17 protein-coding genes and 1 pseudogene are annotated in these 19,598 nt (G+C 73.4%); 6 read left to right on the top strand and 12 right to left on the bottom strand.

Annotated elements, in window-relative coordinates:
* Positions 1-129: 129 nt before the first annotated feature.
* Positions 130-966, bottom strand: coding sequence for an SDR family oxidoreductase (locus ACH4NX_RS19110; protein ID WP_398129334.1), 837 nt, complete (start codon positions 964-966; stop codon positions 130-132).
* Between the two features lie 618 nt (positions 967-1,584).
* Here ACH4NX_RS19110 and ACH4NX_RS19105 point away from each other — a divergent pair.
* Positions 1,585-2,466, top strand: a complete 882-nt coding sequence (locus ACH4NX_RS19105) for a DUF2637 domain-containing protein (protein WP_351391938.1) — start codon at positions 1,585-1,587, stop codon at positions 2,464-2,466.
* A gap of 6 nt (positions 2,467-2,472) precedes the next feature.
* Here ACH4NX_RS19105 and ACH4NX_RS19100 read toward each other — a convergent pair whose 3' ends face one another.
* Positions 2,473-2,916: a DUF6299 family protein gene (locus ACH4NX_RS19100; protein ID WP_351391412.1), complete on the bottom strand. Its 444-nt coding sequence runs from the start codon at positions 2,914-2,916 to the stop codon at positions 2,473-2,475.
* A 237-nt stretch (positions 2,917-3,153) separates the two neighbouring features.
* On the opposite strand from ACH4NX_RS19100, the pseudogene ACH4NX_RS19095 reads away from it, so the two are divergent.
* Positions 3,154-3,387, top strand: a pseudogene (locus ACH4NX_RS19095) (DUF5999 family protein); the annotation flags it as partial.
* 51 nt (positions 3,388-3,438) lie between these two features.
* Here the strand turns inward: ACH4NX_RS19095 and ACH4NX_RS19090 are convergent.
* Genes ACH4NX_RS19090 through ACH4NX_RS19080 form a run of 3 tightly spaced genes read right to left on the bottom strand, consistent with a single transcriptional unit; the run spans position 3,439 to position 5,846 of the window.
* Positions 3,439-4,266, bottom strand: coding sequence for an alpha/beta hydrolase (locus ACH4NX_RS19090; protein ID WP_351391409.1), 828 nt, complete (start codon positions 4,264-4,266; stop codon positions 3,439-3,441).
* 27 nt (positions 4,267-4,293) lie between these two features.
* Entirely contained in the window at positions 4,294-4,692 is a 399-nt protein-coding gene (locus ACH4NX_RS19085; protein WP_351391406.1) for a RidA family protein, read from the bottom strand.
* Positions 4,689-5,846, bottom strand: coding sequence for an acyl-CoA dehydrogenase family protein (locus tag ACH4NX_RS19080; RefSeq protein ID WP_351391403.1), 1,158 nt, complete (start codon positions 5,844-5,846; stop codon positions 4,689-4,691). Before ACH4NX_RS19080 ends, ACH4NX_RS19085 begins: the two co-directional genes overlap by 4 nt.
* A 140-nt stretch (positions 5,847-5,986) precedes the next feature.
* Between ACH4NX_RS19080 and ACH4NX_RS19075 the strand changes: the two genes are divergently transcribed.
* The 3 genes from ACH4NX_RS19075 (at position 5,987) to ACH4NX_RS19065 (ending at position 9,543) form a co-directional block, all read left to right on the top strand.
* Positions 5,987-7,657, top strand: a complete 1,671-nt coding sequence (locus ACH4NX_RS19075) for an AMP-binding protein (protein ID WP_398129335.1) — start codon at positions 5,987-5,989, stop codon at positions 7,655-7,657.
* Positions 7,658-7,669: 12 nt separating this feature from the next.
* Positions 7,670-8,515 carry a PaaX family transcriptional regulator C-terminal domain-containing protein gene (locus tag ACH4NX_RS19070; RefSeq protein WP_398129336.1) on the top strand — a complete coding sequence of 282 codons (846 nt, stop codon included), beginning with the start codon at positions 7,670-7,672 and terminating at the stop codon, positions 8,513-8,515.
* An 83-nt stretch (positions 8,516-8,598) separates the two neighbouring features.
* Entirely contained in the window at positions 8,599-9,543 is a 945-nt protein-coding gene (locus ACH4NX_RS19065) for a sulfotransferase (RefSeq protein ID WP_351391399.1), read from the top strand.
* Here the strand turns inward: ACH4NX_RS19065 and ACH4NX_RS19060 are convergent.
* Both ACH4NX_RS19060 and ACH4NX_RS19055 read right to left on the bottom strand, forming a co-directional pair.
* Positions 9,477-11,837 carry a bifunctional salicylyl-CoA 5-hydroxylase/oxidoreductase gene (locus tag ACH4NX_RS19060; protein ID WP_398129337.1) on the bottom strand — a complete coding sequence of 787 codons (2,361 nt, stop codon included), beginning with the start codon at positions 11,835-11,837 and terminating at the stop codon, positions 9,477-9,479. The genes ACH4NX_RS19065 and ACH4NX_RS19060 overlap by 67 nt on opposite strands.
* Positions 11,838-11,839: 2 nt before the next feature.
* Complete coding sequence (locus ACH4NX_RS19055; RefSeq protein ID WP_351391393.1) at positions 11,840-12,667, bottom strand: enoyl-CoA hydratase family protein; 828 nt, start codon at positions 12,665-12,667, stop codon at positions 11,840-11,842.
* 314 nt (positions 12,668-12,981) lie between these two features.
* Here ACH4NX_RS19055 and ACH4NX_RS19050 point away from each other — a divergent pair, with 314 nt between their 5' ends.
* A complete protein-coding gene (locus ACH4NX_RS19050) occupies positions 12,982-13,416 on the top strand; it encodes an ATP-binding protein (RefSeq protein ID WP_351391390.1) in 435 nt (144 codons plus the stop codon).
* Here the strand turns inward: ACH4NX_RS19050 and ACH4NX_RS19045 are convergent.
* The 5 genes from ACH4NX_RS19045 to ACH4NX_RS19025 form a co-directional block, all read right to left on the bottom strand.
* Positions 13,373-14,821 (bottom strand): amino acid permease, encoded by a 1,449-nt coding sequence (locus ACH4NX_RS19045; protein ID WP_398129338.1) that lies wholly within the window; start codon positions 14,819-14,821, stop codon positions 13,373-13,375. The two genes, ACH4NX_RS19050 and ACH4NX_RS19045, sit on opposite strands and share 44 nt — an antisense overlap.
* Positions 14,822-14,929: 108 nt before the next feature.
* The gene (gene argF / locus ACH4NX_RS19040) at positions 14,930-15,937 is read right to left on the bottom strand and encodes an ornithine carbamoyltransferase (protein WP_351391384.1); all 1,008 of its coding nucleotides are present in this window, start codon (positions 15,935-15,937) and stop codon (positions 14,930-14,932) included.
* A gap of 61 nt (positions 15,938-15,998) precedes the next feature.
* On the bottom strand, positions 15,999-17,222 hold the full coding sequence (locus ACH4NX_RS19035) for an arginine deiminase (RefSeq protein ID WP_351391381.1): 1,224 nt from the start codon (positions 17,220-17,222) through the stop codon (positions 15,999-16,001).
* An 85-nt stretch (positions 17,223-17,307) separates the two neighbouring features.
* A complete protein-coding gene (locus ACH4NX_RS19030) occupies positions 17,308-19,221 on the bottom strand; it encodes an aKG-HExxH-type peptide beta-hydroxylase (RefSeq protein WP_398129339.1) in 1,914 nt (637 codons plus the stop codon).
* Between the two features lie 139 nt (positions 19,222-19,360).
* Positions 19,361-19,597 carry a hypothetical protein gene (locus ACH4NX_RS19025; protein WP_279564823.1) on the bottom strand — a complete coding sequence of 79 codons (237 nt, stop codon included), beginning with the start codon at positions 19,595-19,597 and terminating at the stop codon, positions 19,361-19,363.
* Position 19,598 lies beyond the last annotated feature (1 nt).

Raw genomic sequence — 19,598 nt, 5'->3', positions numbered from 1 at the left:
GTCGGGCATGTCCGCGCGGACGTCCGAGGGCGGCCAGGATTGTCACTTTATCGAGAGGCGGAGCGGCGCGGGTGAATTTCCGCAACTGCCGTCGGACGCACCCGGCCCCACCGGGTGAGCCGGGCCGGCTCACAGGCCGTCGGCGCCGGGGCGCAGGAATTCGCGCGCACCCCGCAAGCGGGTCCGGATCCGGGCCCGGGTGGCGTCGGTGACGAGACGGATGTCGAGGCCCCCCGGCGGGGCCACGTCGCTGCGCAGGCCGGCCGGCAGCCGGGCGGGGTCCAGTCCGTCCCGCCGGGCGATGAGAACGCCCAGGTCGTGTCGGTTCATCGCGTCCGGTCCCGCCACGTGGAACACACCCGGTCCGGCCGACTCCGCGATCTCCAGGAGCGCGGAGGCCAGGTCGTCGACATGGACCGGGCACCGGGTGTCGTCCGTGAACAGCACGCCGGTGCGTGTACCGGCCGCCAGGGCGTGCACGGCCTTCTCGTGGGCGGACCGGCCGTGTCCCACGATGAGCGAGGTACGCACCACGGCGGCCTCGGGCGCCGCCACCCTCACGACCGTCTCCGCCGCGGCCTTGGCGGCTCCGTACGGGGAGACGGGGTCGGGGAGGGCCCGCTCCGGGTAGTGGACGTCGGCTCCGGAGAACACCGCGTCCGAGGAGACGTGGACCAGTCGGCAGCCGGCCCGCGCCGTCTCCAGGGCGAGCCGGGCGGCGCCGTCGGCCGTGACCGCCCAGTCGGCGTGTCCGCCGGCGGCGTTGATCACCGCGGCCGGCCGGGCCCGGTCCAGCACCTCCCCCACCCGCCCCGCGTCACGCAGGTCCGCCCGGTGCCAGGTGACCGACGGCAGGTCCCCCGGGCGGGTCCGGTAGGTCGCGGCCACGTCCCATCCGGCGGCGACGGCCCGGCGGAGCACTTCGTGTCCGAGGAACCCGCTTCCGCCTACGACAAGCACTCTCACGCGTCGCCCCCCTGACGTCCGGCCATCCCGCTCGCTCCCCGGAGTACGGGGTGACGGCCCGTGCGGCCGGGTCGAGCCGTGCTCCCCGTGGCCCCTGGGCACCGATGCTACTGAAGGCCGCGGGCGACGGGGAGAGCGCCGACCGGCCGGGCACCCGCGTGGAGACGGAGTGCCCGGGACCCGACACGCGTTCCACGCCCGTTCTTCGTACCTCGCACTTCGCTTTTCGTACTTCCTACTACCCGGCTGTCGAACCGATGTGAATACTGGATTGGGTAAGTATCGGAGAAACCATTCACTCGACTGCCGCGCATCCGACGGAGCAGGCGAACGTTACTTCCGATATGAGCGAGGAAAACGGGGAACTGGTGACGCTTGGCCCATATGTCTACAGGCCCGGCAGTGACCACTGTCCGTCACCGAGCGACGGAACCTTGACCAGAGGCGGGCTCCCCGTCCCACTTCGGGTGACCGAGCCCGTACTGCAGCGCTTCCTGGACGTCATGAGCGAGCTGGAGACCGGCCTCGCCGAACGATGGGGCCGGTCCCAGGGGTCCCTGACGTACACCCGGGCGGAGTGACCCGCGCGTCGTGTACGAGGAACAGACCCACCAGCCCATGCCCTACGGCGAAGGCCCGTTCCGCACGAACGGCGGCGGCCGGCACCGGGCGCCCGAGGACGCCTTCCAGCAGAACTTCCAGCAGAACCTCCAGGAAACCCTGGTCCCGCCGGAACCCGGTTGGGACCCCGCCGAAGAGCTCGCGTTCCTGCTCCAGGACGCGGTGGAACAACAGACCGTCGCCGCCCCTCGCGGAATGACGACGGAAACGTCGGTGACCGCCCCCGCGCCGGGCACGCCCCTGAGCAATCTGCAGGAAATCACGGCGGAACTGCCCCCGTTGAGAGAATCCCCCGCCAGTCACCGCAGAGTCCGCAAGCCGAAGGTGAGCCGGCTTCGCGCCACCAGTCTGTTCGTCGCCGCGCTCGCCGCGGTCATCGCGGCCTCCGTGAGCCTGTTCGGCGGCATGGTGGCCTACGAGCCGCTGCGCCTGGCCGCCGCGACCCGCACCCGCGGCAGCGTCGTGTCGTGGTGGCCGCTGCTGGTCTACGGGCCCTGGCTGGTGGCGTCGCTGGCCGTCCTGCGGTCCGCCCTGCACCAACGCCGCGCGGTCCACTCCTGGGCCGTGGTCCTGCTGTTCTCCGGCATCGCGATGCTGCTGTGCGTCGCCCAGGCGCCCAGGACACTCAGCGACGCCGCGGCCGCGGCCCTGCCGGGGCTGGCCTCGCTGATCTGCTTCCAGCAGATCGTCCGCCAGATCACGCTCACCCGTCCGCCCCGGCGGGCGGTGCCGCGCCACCGGCAACGCGCCGCGTCCGCGCCGTGCGACGAGGTGAGGGTCACGGCCGCCCCGGACCCGGTCTCCCTTCCGCAGCAGCGGCGGTACCCCCAGCGCCCGCGTCCCTCACGGCCGGGGTCCGGGCCCAGGAAACGGGCGTGAGCGGGCTCAGCCCTGGACCAGCGTCACGCCCTGGACCTGACGTGCCTGGATGCTCGGAAGCGGCAGAAGGCCCATGGGCCGCAGTTCCACCAGGGTGGCCTCCACCTGGGCGGCGCCGGGCTTCAGCTCCTTCGTGGAGGGCGTGTCCGTGTTGACCCAGCGGTGCTCCAGGCCGTCGCACACCGCGAGGGTGCCGCCGACGCCGTAGCGGACGGACGGGTCGCTCTGACTCACGGAGGAGGCGACGAAGACGGGGCCGCTGCCGGCGGTGCACCGGTAGGTGCCGGAGAGGGTCACGGAGCCGTCCGCGGCGAGGCGGCCGGTCCGGTCGACCGTCACCGACTCCGTGACGTGGCGGGCCTCGTGGGGGGCCGCCGTCGCGGCGGGGGCGGCCGACAGGAGCAGGGCGGCGCCGGCGGCCGTGGCGAGGACTGCGGATCGTACGGGCATGGGAGACCTCCCGGTCGGTCGGAATGGGGTTCCACTGGTACCGGGCGGACGGGCCGGCCCAGGTGACCGTCACCCCTTCGGTGGCGAGTCCGCGCCGGCCGTCGTGGAACGGTCGCCGGGGTGTCCGGGTGTTGTCACGCTTCCCGTCGAGGGCTTGGCGACGGCTGCCCGCCGGGCGCACGGTCTGTTCATGTGACGGTCCCGACGACGGGACGTCTCCCGATGTGGAGGTGCGCCATGTGTGCCCACCGGCCTTCCTGCCCCGCACCCGGTTCCCCCGCGTCCGGCTCCCCCGCACCCGGCTCCCGCACCGCGCGGGTCGTCGCCGCGCACCTCGTCGCGGCCCACCCCGAGCAGGGCTGGAACCTGCTGTGCGACGGCACGGTCGTCTTCGACGACACCGGTGAGCTGCGGCCCGACGGACGTGTCGTCGCGCCGCACCGGGCGCCCGCCGGGCACGGGGCGACGGCCACGGCCGCCCGACCACTCCCCGACGGCGCACTCGTCCTCGCCCGGCGGCGCTCATTCCTTCTCGGCGATGAACTCCCGCAGCAGTGAGGCGAGCAGCTCCGGCTGATCCTCGGCGATCAGCGTCCGGGTGTCCTCGACCTCCACCAGCCGTCCCCGTGGCATGAGTTCGGCCAGTCGTCGGCCGTGGGCGCGGGGCATCATCAGGTCCTCGGTCGCCCAGACGACGAGCGCGGGCCGGTCGAACCTCCGCAATCCCTGGGCGGCTTCGAGCAGTTCGCCCCGACGGACGTGTGTGTTGTAGTGCCGGAAGTCGCGCCGGATCGCCGGGTCGGTGCGCAGCGGGCGCAACCAGCCGTCGACGATCGCGTCCGGCACGGGCCGCTTGGTGAGCGCGCCGATGCCGACCGGCAGCCGGCGCAGAGTCTTCAGTCCCAGGGCGCGAACCAGCAGGGACACACCGCCGGGTGCCCGGCAGGCGACCCCGATCAGCTTTCCGGGCAGTCCCGGCGGGTAGTTGTCGAACGCCTCGCACGCGACGAGCGCCAGCCGCGCGAGGCGCTCCGGGTGCCGGGCCGCCACCGTCTGCGCCCGCCCGCAGTCGTTCTCGACCAGGGTGACGTCCGTCAGGTCCAGGCGGTCGAGGAACTCCGCGATCAGCTCGTTGACGAGATCCGGGGTGGGCGGCCGGTTCATCGGCCGGCGATGGGAGCCGTAGGGCAGGGTCGGCGCGATCACCCGGTGGTCGGTGCGCAGGTCGGCGACGACCTCGCGCCAGACGGTGGCATCGTGCACCAGGCCGTGGAGGAGGACTACGACCGGGCCGTCGCCGCCGGTGTCCTCGTACTCGATGGTCCCCGCGCTCAGTTCGATGTCCGGCATACCGGCATGCTAGACGCGCCGGGTCCGCTACGGCAGTACGGCGAACCCGTCCAGTTCCACCAACGCCCGCTCGTCCCACAGGCGTACGACCTCCACGACCGCCATCGCCGGGTAGTCGCGGCCGGCCAGCTCGCGCCAGGTGCGGCCGAGATCGGCGGCGTGGGTGCGGTAGGCGGCGACGTCCGTGGCGTAGACGGTGACGCGGGCGAGGTCGGCGGGGGTGCCGCCGGCGGCGCGCAGGGCGGTCAGGAGGTTGGTGAGGGCCAGTTCGAACTGGGCTTGGAGGGTGTCTCCCGTGACCTTGCCGTCGGTGTCGAGGGCGGTCTGGCCGGCCAGGAACACGACGCGGGTGCCGGTGGCGACGACGGCGTGGGAGAAGCCGGTGGGCGGGGAGAGACCGGGCGGGTTGACCCGTTCGGCGGTCATGCGCGGGCCTCCTTGTCCGTCTCGGCCCGCGTTCGGTACAGCTCCTTGGCGATGATGCCGCGCTGCACCTCGCTCGCGCCCTCGTAGACGCGGGGGGCGCGCACCTCGCGGTAGAGGTGTTCGAGGAGGTGGCCTCGGCGCAGGGCGCGGGCACCGTGCAGTTGGACGGCCTTGTCGACGACGTACTGGGCGGTCTCGGTGGCGAGGAGTTTGGCCATCGCGGCGCGGCGTGGGACGTCCGGTGCGCCCTCGTCGTACGCCGTCGCCGCCGCGTACACCATCAGGCGGGCCGCCTCGGTGCGCAGGGCCATCTCGGCGACCTGGTGGGCGACGGTCTGGAGGTCGCGCAGCTTGCCGCCGAAGGCGTCGCGGGCGGCGGTGTGCGCGAGGGTGGCGTCCAGGGCGGCCTGCGCCATGCCGACGGCGAAGGCGCCCACGCTGGGGCGGAACAGGTTGAGGGTGTCCATGGCGACGCGGAAGCCTCGGTCCGGCTCGCCGAGCACGTCGTCCGCCGTGACGGGCACGGCGTCGAAGTCGAGGGCGCCGACGGGGTGCGGGGAGAGCATGTCGAGGGGGGTGCCGGTGAGGCCGGGGCGGTCGGCGGGGACGAGGAAGGCGGTGACACCGCGGGCGCCGGCGCCGGGGGTGGTACGGGCGAAGACGGTGTAGAAGTCGGCCTCGGGGGCGTTGGAGATCCAGCACTTCTCGCCGGTGAGCCGCCAGCCGGGCCGTCCGTCGGACCGCGTCTCGGGGTGGGCGGCCAGCGTCAGCGCCGCCGCGTCCGAGCCGGCGTCGGGCTCGCTGAGGGCGAAGGCGGCCACCGCGCTGCCGTCGCTCACCCGGGGCAGCCAGCGGGCGCGCTGTGCCTCGGTGCCGTGGGCGTGCACCGGGTGGGCGCCCAGGCCCTGGAGGGCCAGGGCGGTCTCCGCCTCGGTGCAGGCGTGGGCGAGGGACTCGCGCATCAGGCACAGGTCCAGCGCGCCCGAGGTGAACAGGCGGGGCAGCAGGCCGAGCGTGCCGAGTTCGGTGAGCAGGGCGCGGTCGACGCGGCCCGGTTCGCCCTTCCGCGCGAGCGGGCGCAGCCGTTCGGCGGCCAGGGCGCGCAGTCCGGCGCACCAGGCGAGTTGTGCCGGTTCGAGCGAGAATGCGGTCATCGCCGGTCCCTTCCCCTGCTCCCCTGCCCGGCTCCCCTGCCCGCTGGGCCACACCCGAGGCTATCGCGCACCGTTGACTGCCGTCACCAACACGATACGCTCATGGCGCGAGCCCACCACGGCAAAGGGGGCGAACCGCCATGGCAGATCCGCACCGCGCGGAACCACACCGCGCGGACCCGCACCGCTCCGCCCACGTCGACACCTTCGCGCGCGAGCACCTGCCACCCCGCGACCAGTGGCCCGAGCTCCGCTTCGACCTCCCGGAACTGCGCTACCCCGCCCGGCTGAACTGCGCCGTCGAGCTGCTCACCGGCCCGCCCGACGACCGCCCGGTCTTCCGCACCGTGTCCGGGGACGACTGGTCCTACGGCCGGCTGCGGGCCCGCGTCGACCGGCTGGCCCATCTCCTCACCGGCGACCTCGGCGTCGTACCGGGCAACCGGGTGCTGCTGCGCGGCCCCACCACGCCGTGGCTGGCGGCCTGCTGGCTGGCGGTGCTGAAGGCGGGTGCGGTGGCGGTGACCGTACTGGCCCAGCAGCGCCCGCACGAGCTGCGCGCCATCTGCGAGATCGCCCGGGTGCGCCACGCCCTGTGCGACGTCCGGGCCGTCGACGACCTCGCCAGGGCGGAGATCCCCGGGCTGCGGATCACGGCGTACGGCGGGGACGCCCCCGACGACCTGCTGTCGCGCACGCCGGCCGGCACGGCGCCCGGCACCCCGTACCCGGCGGTGGACACGGCGGCCGACGACGTGGCGCTGATCGCCTTCACCTCGGGCACCACCGGGCGCCCCAAGGGCTGTATGCACTTCCACCGGGACGTGCTGGCGATCGCCGACACCTTCTCCCGGCACGTCCTCAAGCCGCGCGCGGACGACGTCTTCGCGGGCAGCCCCCCGCTCGGCTTCACCTTCGGGCTCGGCGGGCTGGTGATCTTTCCGATGCGGGCCGGGGCGAGCGCGCTGCTGCTGGAGCAGGCGGGCCCCAGGCAGCTGCTGCCCGCCGTCGCCGAGCACCGGGTGTCGGTGCTGTTCACCGCGCCGACGGCCTACCGCGCGATGCTCGACGAGCTGGACGCGTACGACGTGACGTGTCTGCGGCGCTGTGTCTCGGCCGGCGAGAACCTGCCCGCGGCCACCTGGCGGGCCTGGCACGAGCGCACCGGTCTGCGCGTCATCAACGGCATCGGCGCCACCGAGCTGCTGCACATCTTCGTCTCCGCGGCGGACGGCGACATCAGGCCGGGCACGACGGGCGTACCGGTGCCGGGTTGGCACGCGCGCGTGCAGGACGAGTCCGGCGCGCCCGTGCCCGACGGGGAGCCCGGGCTGCTGGCGGTGCGGGGGCCGGTGGGCTGCCGGTATCTCGCCGACCCGCGGCAGCGGGAGTACGTGCGCGGCGGCTGGAACGTCACCGGCGACACCTACGTCCGCGAAGCCGACGGCTACCTCCGCTACGTGGCACGCGCCGACGACATGATCATCTCCGCCGGTTACAACATCGCGGGGCCGGAGGTGGAGGACGCGCTGCTGCGCCATCCGGACGTGGTGGAGGTGGCGGTGGTGGGCCGGCCCGACGCGAACCGCGGGCAGGTCGTGGTGGCCCACGCCGTGCTCAGAGAGGGTGCCGAGCGGGACTCGGACGCGCTGCGCGCGTTCCTCAGGGCCGAGCTGGCGCCGTACAAGTGCCCGCGCGAGTTCGTCTTCCCGGACGCGCTGCCGCGCACGGCGACCGGCAAGCTCCAGCGCCACCGGCTTCTGGCCGCGCCCGGCCGCGAGCGCGATCCCCGGGGCGGCCGGGCGGAATGACGACAACCTAAGATGATCAACGTGTCCGACCCGCACGCGCAGCACGCCCCGAGATCCCTGATCGTCACGCTCTACGGCGCGTACGGCCGCTTCGCGCCGGGGCCGGTGCCCGTCGCCGAACTGATCCGGCTGCTGGCCGCGGTCGGGGTGGACGCCCCCTCCGTGCGCTCCTCGGTGTCCCGGCTGAAGCGGCGCGGACTGCTGCTGCCCGCCCGCACCGCCCAGGGCACGGCAGGCTACGAACTCTCCGCCGAGGCCCGTCGGCTGCTGGACGACGGGGACCGGCGCATCTACGCCGCGGCGCCCTACGAGGACGAGGGCTGGGTGCTCGCCGTGTTCTCCGTGCCGGAGTCGGAGCGGCAGAAGCGGCATGTGCTGCGGTCCCGCCTGGCCGGCCTCGGCTTCGGCTCCGCCGCCCCCGGCGTGTGGATCGCCCCGGCCCGCCTGTACGAGGAGACCCGGCACGCGCTGCGCCGGCTGGGCCTGGACTCCTACGTGGACTTCTTCCGCGGTGAGCACCTGGGCTTCACGCCGACCGCCGAGGCGGCGGCACGCTGGTGGGACCTGGCCGCGGTCGCCAAGGAGCACGAGGCGTTCCTCGACCGCCACGCGCGCGTACTGCGTGACTGGGAGCGCCGGACGGACACCCCGCCCCAGGAGGCCTACCGCGACTACCTCCTCGCCCTGGACTCCTGGCGCCACCTGCCCTACGCCGACCCCGGGCTGCCCGCCCGGCTGCTGCCCGGGGACTGGCCCGGTACGCGCTCGGCGGCCGTCTTCCGGGCCCTGCACGAGCGGCTGCGCGACGCGGGCGCGGCCTACGCGATGCCCGGAGCGCCCACACCCCCCGATGAGTGACTCGCGTCACACTTCTCCACGATGAGGGAACCCTCAGCCTTCTCAGACCCTCTTCTCAGGTTTCTCACCTACCGTGCGGACACATGAGTCTCGCGCGTAACTTGAACCGGGCCCTCACCGTCACCACCGGCCTCCAGGTACGGAGAGCTCCCCGGGCGGCGAAAGGGAAGACCTCCGCCACGCCGGACGCCGCGGAGCGGCCCGCGGCCGCCTATCGATGTCCGCCGGCCGAGGAGCTGGCGACCGAGCGGCTGCTGCGGCAGCCCGTCTTCATCATCTCGTCCATCCGCTCCGGCTCCACCCTGCTGCGCATGATGGTGGGCGCCCACCCGCGGCTGCACACCGCGCACGAGCTGCACCTCGGACGGGTGAACGTCGACTGCGACAACTGGCACTCCGAGCACGCCATGAGCGCCCTCGGCCTGGCCCGCGGCGACCTGGAGCACCTGCTCTGGGACCGCGTCATGCACCGCGAACTGGTCAGGTCCGGCAAGGACCTCATCGTCGAGAAGACCCCCGCCAACGCGTACATGTACCGGCGCCTCAAGGACTGCTGGCCCGACGCGCGCTTCGTCTTCCTGCTGCGGCATCCGGAGTCGATCGCCCGCTCCTGGCACGAGAGCGACCCCGTCAAGCGGCCGTACGACAAGGCGGTCACCGACGTGCTGCGCTACATGACGGCTGTCGAGGAGGCCCGCACGGCCGACGCCGACGGCTTCACCGTGCGCTACGAGGACATCACCGCCGACCCCGGGCGGGAGATGCGCCGCCTGTGCGCGTTCATCGGCGTCGACTACACGCCGGCCATGCTGGACTACGGCAAGAAGAGCGGCGGTGAGCTGGTCAGAGGGCTCGGCGACTGGCGCGACAACATCCGCACCGGCACCGTGCAGCCGGGTCGCGCGCTGCCGAAGGAGGACGAGATCCCGGAACGGCTGCGCGCGATGTGCGCGGCCTGGGGCTACACGTCGGAGTCCACGGCGGGCATCTCGTCGGCCCCCGGGCCGAACTCCGGCTCCCCGTCCTGACGCGGGCCGTGCGGCGTGAGCCTGGGCCTGACGGCGTCGGCGCGTCCGGTCACCGGACGACGGCTGCCCGCCCGGTACGGCACTGGCCATACGGCACCCGGTCCCTCGTAGCCCTGCTCGGCCGCCGCGTGCAGCGTCCAGTGCGGGTCGTAGAGGTGGGGGCGGGCGAGGGCGCACAGGTCGGCGCGTCCGGCCAGGACGAGCGAGTTGACGTCGTCCCACGAGGAGATCGCGCCGACGGCGATCACCGGGACGCCCGCCTCGTGCCGGATGCGGTCCGCGTACGGCGTCTGGTACGACCGCCCGAACTGCGGCCGCTCGTCGGCCACCACCTGCCCCGTGGACACGTCGATGGCGTCGGCGCCGTGCGCCGCGAAGGCGCGGGCGATCGCCACGGCCTCCTCGGCACTCGTGCCGCCCTCGGCCCAGTCGGTCGCGGAGACCCGTACGGTCATGGGCCGCTCGGGGGGCCAGACGGCGCGTACGGCGTCGAAGACCTCCAGCGGGAAGCGGAGCCGTCCCTCCAGTGAGCCGCCGTAGGCGTCGGTGCGGTGGTTGGCGAGCGGGGAGAGGAAGCCGGAGAGCAGGTACCCGTGGGCGCAGTGCAGTTCGAGCAGGTCGAACCCGGCTCGGGCGGCCCGCGCGGCGGCGGCCGTGAACTGTTCCCGGATCTCGGTCATCCCTTCCCGGGACAGCTCACGCGGCGTCCGGCTGCCCGGTTTGTACGGCAGCGGGGAGGCGGCGGACAGGGGCCAGTTGCCCTCGGGGAGCGGTTCGTCCATGCCCTCCCACATCAGCCTGGTCGAGCCCTTGCGCCCGCTGTGCCCGAGCTGCACGCCGATCGCGGTGCCGGGCGCCCGGGTGTGCGCGAAGTCCGTGATCCGCCGCCAGGTCTCGCTCTGCAGGTCGGTGTACAGGCCCGCGCAGCCCGGGGTGATGCGGCCCTCCTCGCTGACGCAGACCATCTCGGTCATCACCAGTGCGGCGCCGCCGAGAGCCCTGGCGCCCAGGTGGACCAGGTGGAAGTCGCCGGGGATGCCGTCGGTGGCCGAGTACATGTCCATCGGGGAGACGACGACACGGTTGCGCAGGGTCAGGCCGCGCAGCCGGAACGGGGTGAACATCGGGGGCGTGCCGGCCGGGCAGCCGAACTCGCGCTCGACGGCCCCGGTGAAGCGGGCGTCGCGCAGCCGCAGGTTCTGGTGGGTGACGCGGCGGCTGCGGGTGAGCAGGTTGAAGGCGAACTGGCGGGGCGGCTGGTCGAGGTAGCGGGACAGGTCCTCGAACCACTCCAGGCTGGCCCGGGCCGCCCGCTGGGTGGAGGCGACGACGGGGCGCCGCTCCTCCTCGTAGGCGGTGAGCGCCTTGTCCAGGGTGGCTTGTTCCTCCAGACAGGCGGCGAGCGCGAGGGCGTCCTCGACGGCGAGCTTGGTGCCGGAGCCGATGGAGAAGTGCGCGGTGTGGGCGGCGTCGCCGAGGAGGACGACGTTGCCGTGCGACCAGCGTTCGTTGACCACCGTGCGGAAGGTGGTCCACGCCGGCTTGTCGGACTTCGACGCGTTGGACCGCAGTGGCCGGCCGCCGAGGGCGTCGGTGAAGATCTTGGCGCAGCGGGCGACGGACTCGGCTTCGTCCAGTTCGTCGAAACCGGCCGCCCGCCAGACCTCCTCCCGCATCTCCACGATGACGGTCGAGGCGTCGGCCGCGAACGGGTAGCCGTGCAGCTGCATCACGCCGTGCCCGGTCTCGGCGATCTCGAAGCGGAAGGCGTCGAAGGCGAAGTCGGCGGCCAGCCAGATGTAGCGGCAGCGGTGGCCGGTGAGGGTGGGCCGGAACGCGTCACGGTAGGCCTCGCGGGTGGTGCTGTGCACGCCGTCCGCGGCGACGACGAGGTCGTACGTCTCCGCGAGCCGGTGCGGGTCCGGAGCCTCGGTGCGGAAGCGCAGCTCGACGCCGAGGGCGTGGCAGCGCTCGTGCAGGATCTCCAGGAGGCGGCGGCGGCCGAGGGCGGCGAAGCCGTGCCCTGTGGAGGCTTGGCGGGTTCCTCGGTGGACGATGTGGATGTCGTCCCAGCGGACGAAGTCGGTCCGCAGGGCCTCGTGGACGACCGGGTCGGCGTGTTCGATGCCGCCGAGGGTCTCGTCGGACAGGACGACGCCGAAGCCGAAGGTGTCGTCGGGGGCGTTGCGTTCCCAGACGGTGACCCGGCGGTCGGGGCCGAGGCGTTTGAGGAGGGCGGCGGTGCAGAGGCCGCCGGGGCCGCCGCCGACGATCGCCGCGCTCAGGGGGCGCATCCCTACCGCCCGTTCCACTTCGGGGGGCGCTTCTCCGTGAACGAGGCGTGGAACTCGGCGTAGTCCTCGCCGTTCATCAGCAGGGCCTGGGTGGAGGCGTCCAGTTCCACCGATGCCGCCAGCGGCATGTCCAGCTCGGCGGTGAGGAGGGCCTTGGTCTGGGCGTGGGCGAGGGCCGGGCCGTCGGCGAGGCGGCGGGCGAGGGACCGGGCGGCCTCGTCGGCTCGGCCCTCGTCGGTCAGCTCGCTGATCAGGCCGATCCGCTCGGCCTCGGGCGCCCGCACCGGTTCGCCGAGCATCAGCAGCCGGGTGGCGTGACCGAGACCGACGACGCGGGGCAGCAGGTAGGCGGCGCCCATGTCGCCGCCGGACAGGCCCACGCGGGTGAAGAGGAAGGCGAAGCGGGCGGACGGGTCGGCCACCCGGAAGTCGGCGGCCAGGGCGAGGACCGCGCCCGCGCCGGCCGCGACGCCGTGCACGGCGGCGATCACCGGGAACGGGCACTCCCGTACGGCCCGCACCACCTGGCCCGTCATCCGGTTGAAGTCCAGCAGCTGGGCGGTGTCCATGGACAGGGTCGCGCCGATGATCTCGTCGACGTCGCCGCCGGAGCAGAAGCCGCGTCCCTCACCGGCCAGCACCAGGGCGCGTGCGGACCGCTCCCGGGACAGCTCGGCGAGCAGGTCGCGCAGGTCGGCGTAGGCCTCGAAGGTGAGCGCGTTGAGCTTGTCGGGGCGGGCGAGGGTGACGGTGGCGACACCGTCGGTGAGAGAGACGCGCAGGTGCCGCCACTCGGGCGTGCGCGTGGCGGAGCCGGTGAAGGGACTCATGACGGGCGGCCTCCTAGGGCGGGCGCGGCCTCACTGAGCACGGTGTCTCGCGGTCGTCCGAAGCTATCACCCATCCGTGACCGTCGTCATCAAGGCGCGATAGCGGATGTCCGCGGCCGTCAGGGGCAGGGCGCCCGGTGCCGGGGCCGAAGGTCCCGTGCGATGCCCGTCGAACGGCTCTGCCCGGTGGCGCCGTACCATTCATAAGGTTGAAAGCAGGACAGGACGACAGCCTGCTCCGGAACGGACTCGCCGTGCACGATCGCTCTCCAGCCCACCCGCCGCCCGGCCCCCACCCCTCACGGAGGCACTTCGTGCCGCCTCAGCCTTCGGCCTCCTGGCGCATCGCGCTGCCGCACTCCGCCGCGGCCGTGCCGGTGGCCCGTGCCCTGGTCCGTACGGCGCTGGCCGAGCTGGAGCACACGGCCGACGGCGACACGGCGGAGCTGCTCACGGCGGAGCTGGTCGCCAACGCCGTCGAGCACACCCCCGGCGGGTCACCGATAGAGCTGGTGGTGGAGCTGATGCCGAACGGCTGCCAGGTCGAGGTGCACGACCCGGACCCGGAGCCGCCCGGCGACCTCACCCGCCCCGGTGTCGAGCCGCCCGATCCCTGGCAGGAGCACGGGCGCGGTCTGCTGCTGATCCGCGCCCTGAGCTCGTCCTGCGGTCACCGGCCCACCGGCTCCGGCAAGGCGGTCTGGTTCAGGCTTCCCGCGCTACCCGCTCAGCGTCGTCCTCCGGCGTGACCTCCGCGCCGGCCCGGGCGAGGCGGGAGTTCCGTCGCCCGTACGCCGTGTACACCAGCAGGCCCACCGCGAGGAACACCGCGAACTGGAGCCAGGTCGCCGCGCCCGTCTCGTAGATCAGATACAGGCAGAAGCCCACTCCGAGCAGCGGCGTCACCGGGTACAGCGGCACCCGGAAGGTGCGGGCCAGGCCCGGCTCGCGGCGGCGCAGCGCGATCACGGAGACGTTGACGGCGGCCATGGTCGCGAGGGTGCCGATGGTGCACAGGTTGACCACCGCGTCCAGCGGGGCGAAGGCCGCGGGCAGCGCGAAGACCGCGCCGACGATCAGCGTGCCGGCGACGGGGGTCGCCGTACGCGGCGAGACCTTCTCGAAGACCCGCGGGATCAGTCCGTCGCGGGACATCGACATGAGGATGCGCGTCTGGCCGTACATCACGGCGAGCACCACCGAGGCGATGGCCACGACCGCGCCGAACGCGACGACGCCGCCGCCGATCGTGGAGCCGGTGACCTCGTTGACGACGTACGACAGCGCGGCGGGCCGGTCGCCGACCGCGTCACCGCCGATGGCACCGATCGCGGCGACGGCGACCGCGCAGTAGAGCAGGGTGACCAGGCCGATGCAGACCATGATCGCGATGGGGATGTCGCGGCGGGGGTTCTTGGCCTCCTCGCCGGCCGTGGTGATCGCGTCGAAGCCGATGTACGAGAAGAAGGCGGCCGTGGTGCCGGCGCCGATGCCGCCGAGGCCCGCCGGGGAGAACGGACTGAGGTTGCCGTCCTCGAAGGCGTAGAAGCCGATGGCGCAGAAGGCGACCAGGACGGCCAGCTTGAGGACGGCCATCGCGGCCGTGGCCCGGGCGCTCTCCCGCACGCCGCGCACCAGCAGTACGCAGGCCAGGGCGATGACGACGACCGCGGGGAGGTTGACCACGCCGCCGTCGCCGGGGCCCGCGGAGAGCGCGTGCGGAAGCTGGAGGCCGAGGACGCTCTCCAGCAGTTCGTTGACGTACTGGCTCCAGCCGACCGCGACCGCGGAGACGGACACGCCGTACTCCAGGAGCAGGCACCAGCCGACCAGGAAGGCGGTCCGTTCGCCGAGTCCGGCGTAGGCGAAGGAGTACGAGGAACCGGAGACCGGGATCGCGCCGCCCAGCTCGGCGAAGGCGAACGCGGTGAACACGCAGGTGATCGCGGCCAGCACGAAGGAGACGACGACGGCCGGTCCCGCCTCGGCGACCGAGTCGGACAGACCGACGAAGATGCCGGTGCCGACGATCGCGCCGACGCCGAAGCAGACGAGCTGGAAGAGCCCCATCGTGCGCTTCAGGCCGTGGCCTTCGCGGTCGGCGCCGGATTCGGCGACGAGGAGGTGGGGGGACTTGACGCGGGAAGCGGGCATTGCGGGTGGTGCTCGTTTCTGGTGGTGCGGGGCGCGACGGTGGTCGCGGCCGGTGGCGCCGGAAGGGGTGGCTCCGGGGCCGCCGGTCAGAATAACGGGCGGCGCCGGTCAGGTCAGCGTGGCGACCAGGACCGCCTTGATGGTGTGCAGACGGTTCTCCGCCTCGTCGAAGACGACCGAGTGCGCGGACTCGAAGACCTCGTCCGTGACCTCCAGGGAGTCGAGGCCGTGGGCCTCGTAGATCTCCTGGCCGACCTTGGTGCCCAGGTCGTGGAAGGCCGGCAGGCAGTGCAGGAACTTGACGTCCGGGTTGCCGGTGGCGCGCAGGACGTCCATGGTCACGGCGTACGGCGCGAGCGCCTTGATCCGCTCGTCCCAGACCTCCTTGGGCTCGCCCATGGAGACCCAGACGTCGGTGACGACGAAGTCGGCGCCGCGCACGCCCTCGTCCAGGGTCTCGGTGAGGGTGACACGCGCCCCGCTCGTCCCGGCGAGTTCCTTCGCCCGGTCGACGACCTCCTGGGCGGGCCAGTAGGACTTCGGGGCGACGATGCGGACGTCCATGCCGAGCAGGGCGCCGGTGACCAGGTAGGAGTTGCCCATGTTGAAGCGGGCGTCACCGAGGTAGGCGAAGGCGATCTCGTGCAGGGGCCGGTCGCTGTGCTCGGTCATGGTCAGGACGTCGGCGAGCATCTGGGTGGGGTGCCAGTCGTCGGTCAGACCGTTGTAGACGGGCACCCCGGCGCACGCGGCCAGTTCCTCGACCTTCCGCTGGCTGTCGCCCCGGTACTCGATACCGTCGAACATGCGCCCCAGCACGCGCCCGGTGTCCTTCACGGACTCCTTGTGGCCGATCTGCGAGCCCGCGGGGTCGAGGTACGTCGTCGAGGCACCCTGGTCCGCGGCGGCGACCTCGAACGCGCACCGGGTGCGTGTCGACGTCTTCTCGAAGATCAGCGCGATGTTCTTCCCCCGCAGATACCGCGTCTCCGCCCCGGCCTTCTTGGCGGCCTTCAGTTCCGCGGCCAGCTCGACCAGGCCGCGGAACTCCTGGGCGGTGAAGTCGAGCTCCTTGAGGAAGTGGCGGCCGGAGAGGGCGATCGGGACTGTCGCCATGGGGGCGCTCCAGAGGTACGGGGACGGGTCTCCATGGAATTGTATACGAGGCTTTGAATCTTTATACGGCCTGTCGTTCCACCGGGCAGCTCATGCACCGCGGCCCGCCCCTGCCCCGGCCCAGTTCGCTGCCCGGGATCTCGATCACCTCGATGCCCTGCTTGCGCAGGTGGGTGTTGGTGGTGGAGTTCCGCTCGTAGGCGACGACGACGCCCGGCTCGACGGCCAGGACGTTGCAGCCGTCGTCCCACTGCTCGCGTTCGGCGGCGTGGACGTCCTGGGTCGCGGTGAGCACCCGGATCTCGTTCATCCCCAGGGCTGCGGCCATCGCGCGGTGCATGTGCTCCGGCGGATGGTCGGTGACCTTCAGCTCCTTGTCGCCCACGCCCGGCTCGATGGTGTAGGAGCGCAGCATGCCGAGCCCCGCGTACTGGGTGAAGGTGTCGCCGTCGACCATCGTCATCACGGTGTCGAGGTGCATGAAGGCCCGCCGCTTGGGCATGTCGAGGGCCACGATGGTGCGCGCGGAGCCCGCCGCGAACAGCTTGTACGCGAGCATCTCGACGGCCTGGGGCGTGGTCCGCTCGCTCATGCCGATGAGCACGGCGCCGTTGCCGATGACGAGGACGTCGCCGCCCTCGATGGTGGAGGGGTAGTCGGCCTGACCCTCGGACCAGAGGTGGAACGTCTCGTCGCGGAACAGCGGGTGGTGCCGGTAGATCGCCTCGAAGTGGACCGTCTCGCGCTGCCGGGCGGGCCAGCGCATGGCGTTGATGGAGACGCCGTCGTAGATCCAGGCCGAGGTGTCCCGGGTGAAGAGGTGGTTGGGCAGCGGTCCGAGCAGGAAGTCGTCCAGCTCCATGGCGTGGAAGCGCACGGAGGCCGGCTCCGGGTGGGCGTCCAGGAACTCCCGTTTGGTCATGCCGCCGACCAGGACCTCGGCGAGCTCGCGGGCGGGCAGGGTCTCGAAGGCGGCCCGGAGATGGTCCGTGGCCAGCACTCCGTACTCCTTCTCGTCGAAGACCCGGTCCAGGACGAGCCGGCGGGCCGGCGGAAGGTCCAGGGTCTCGGTGAGCAGGTCACCGAAGAGGTGCACGGCGACCCCGCGGTCGCGGAGCACGTCGGCGAACCCGTCGTGCTCGGCGCGCGCCCGGCGCACCCACAGCACGTCGTCGAAGAGAAGGGCGTCCTTGTTGCTGGGGGTGAGCCTTTTGAGCTCGAGATCCGGCCGGTGCAGGATGACGCGGGCGAGCCGCCCGGCTTCGGAGTCGACTTGGAATCCCATGCCTCCATCCTCACCATTCGGGCGCCTGTTCACCCCCCGGTCGCGCGGACCCGTCCCCGGCTTGCGCGGGCGCCTGCCCGAAGGGTCAGCCGCCCGGCCGCGTCCGGAGCAGCTCCGGGCGGGCGAGCGGACGGCGGGTGGAGTGGCCCGGGTCAAGGACCGCGCGGGCGACGATCCAGCCGGACAGCGCGTGCGGGTCGGCCGGGTCACGGGCCAGGTCCTTGGCGTAGCCGTCCAGCGCGGTGGCCGGATCGCCGGCGGCGAGGTGCTCGTCGGGGGTGCGGGGGTCGGCGGGGCGGAGGGCGAAGGCGTGGGTGCGGGTGTCGGGCCAGAAGCCGCGGTCCGGGCGGAAGCGGAGGGCGTCACCGGCCGGGCCGGTCGGTGCGGCGTGGCCGGCCGGCGCGATCGGTGCGGTCGGTGCGGCGGCGTCGGCCGGCGCGTCCGGGGTGGCGACGTTGCGCAACCGCCACTGGGTGCGGTGCAGGGCTGCGGCCGTACGGGCCCGGGCTCGGACGGCCGGGTCGACGGGCACGCGCAGCCACCCGTCCAGGGTCCGGGCGAGTCCCGCGACCAGCCGGTGCCCCGGCGCGGTGAGCCGGGCGCTGGTCAGCAGGGTGCGCACGACCAGCCGGCTCTGCAGCCGGCGCAGCGCGAAGTGATAGGCGGCGGTCTCGGCGTGCGCCGGCTCGGCCAGCCGGTCCCGCCAGAAGCCGGCGACGCCGGTGAAGGCGTACGCGCCGTGCAGCAGTCCGGTGAGGTGGCGCGGGTCGGCACGCCAGGGGGCGTAGAAACGCTCCTCGCGGTCGTCGTCGAGGAGGGGGAAGAGGTGCAGGAGCGCGGCGAGTTTGCTGTGCTGGAACTCGTGGACGAGGGTCTCGGCGAGCGCGAGCGCGGATCCGGGGCGGGATATCACCATGGCGCCGTAGGAGTCGCCGCTGGAGGCGGAGACCTCGACGGTCGGCGGAGCGGGCGGGGTGAGAGCGGTGCGGCCGTACGGCACGACGGCCCGGACGACCGCCGGGTCCAGCCGGCCCGGCCCCTGGCCGGTGCCCGGCCCGGCGAGGATCGCGACGGCGTCGTCGAAGAGCCGCTGCCACTGAGCCGCCTCCCCGGCGGTGAGCCGGGCGGGCGGTACCGGGTCGTCCAGGTCGCGGTAGGGGTCGAGATCGTCGAGGGGTATGGCGACGGGGCCGGCGGGGGTGGTGTGGGTGAGGGTGCGCAGGGGGAGCCAGGCGGCGGCCCCGGAGGCGGGGTCCGCACTTGGGGCAGGGCCCGCTGCGGGGACCGGCGGAGCCTCGGCCGGACGGCAGGCGGGCGAAGGTCCGGCCGGACGGGAGGCGGGCGGAGGTCCGGCCGGTCTCGGGCCGGGCAGGCCGGGTCCTGTCCCGCGTGGTTCGTCCGGCTCGCCTCCGTTCGCCGGTGATGTCGTCGGGCGGCACGTCACGGAGGTACGGGAGCCGTCGGGCCCCGGGGGGCCGGAGAGGGTCAGCTCGCCCGCTCTTGCCGTGGCCCGTGCGACGGCCGGACCCGGTGCTGTGGCCGGGAGGCGGAGCAGGCCGAGGCCCGGCAGGTGCAGGGCGCCGTCGGTGAGGGGGACCGTGAGCGACGTCTCCGTACCGGCGCGCAGGGCCGCGGTGAGCGCCAGGACGTTCAGCCGGCCCGCCTCCGCCCACAGTGGCGGCCCCGTCGCGGTGCCGTGCACCCGGCGCAGCGTATGGGCGATCCAGCCACCTGTCGTCGGCGCGAGCAGCAGCCGGTCGGCCGCCTCGGGCGCCCGCTCGGCAGCCGCCTTGAACGTGTCCCAGGCCTCGGCGACCGGGGTGAGCGGTGTGGGCAGCTCCGCGAGCCGGTCCAGCAGCGTCCGCAGCAGGAGCAGCCGCCGCGCCCGCTCACCGCGTTCCAGGACGGCGATGGCCTCCGTGGAACCGCCTCCGGCGGCCAGCTCCGCGAAGAGCCGGTCCGGCACGCGGAACGGGGCGGGACGCGGCTCGCTGGTCATGGGCGGGGACCTCCGGGTCGGGGCGGGCATGCGGGGGCCCCGGCGGGCGTGCGGCCGCGTCGGGGCGTCGTCCCCGGGTCTGCGTCAGGGTGTCTTCGGGGCTCTGTCGTCGGGCTGTGTCGTCGGGTGCGGGCGGCGGCTACTCGGCCCGGGCGCCGCCACCGCCGCCCTCGCCGCCCCTGATGCTGCCGCGTGCGCGCAGGACCTCTTCGAGAAGGCGGACGGTGGGACGGAGTGGCGTGAGACCGTCCACGGCGGTCAGGGGCAGCGCCGCGACATCCACCAGATCCGACTCCCAGACGTCGACGCGCCCTGGGGCGACCGGCTGTTCACGGGTGGCGACTTCGGCATGGCGCAGAGCGGGCGGCTGGTCCAAG

The sequence above is a fragment of the Streptomyces sp. NPDC017225 genome (assembly GCF_044331465.1).
In the GTDB taxonomy this organism is placed as follows: Bacteria; Actinomycetota; Actinomycetes; order Streptomycetales; family Streptomycetaceae; genus Streptomyces.
This window is presented reverse-complemented; position numbering and strand designations above follow the sequence as displayed.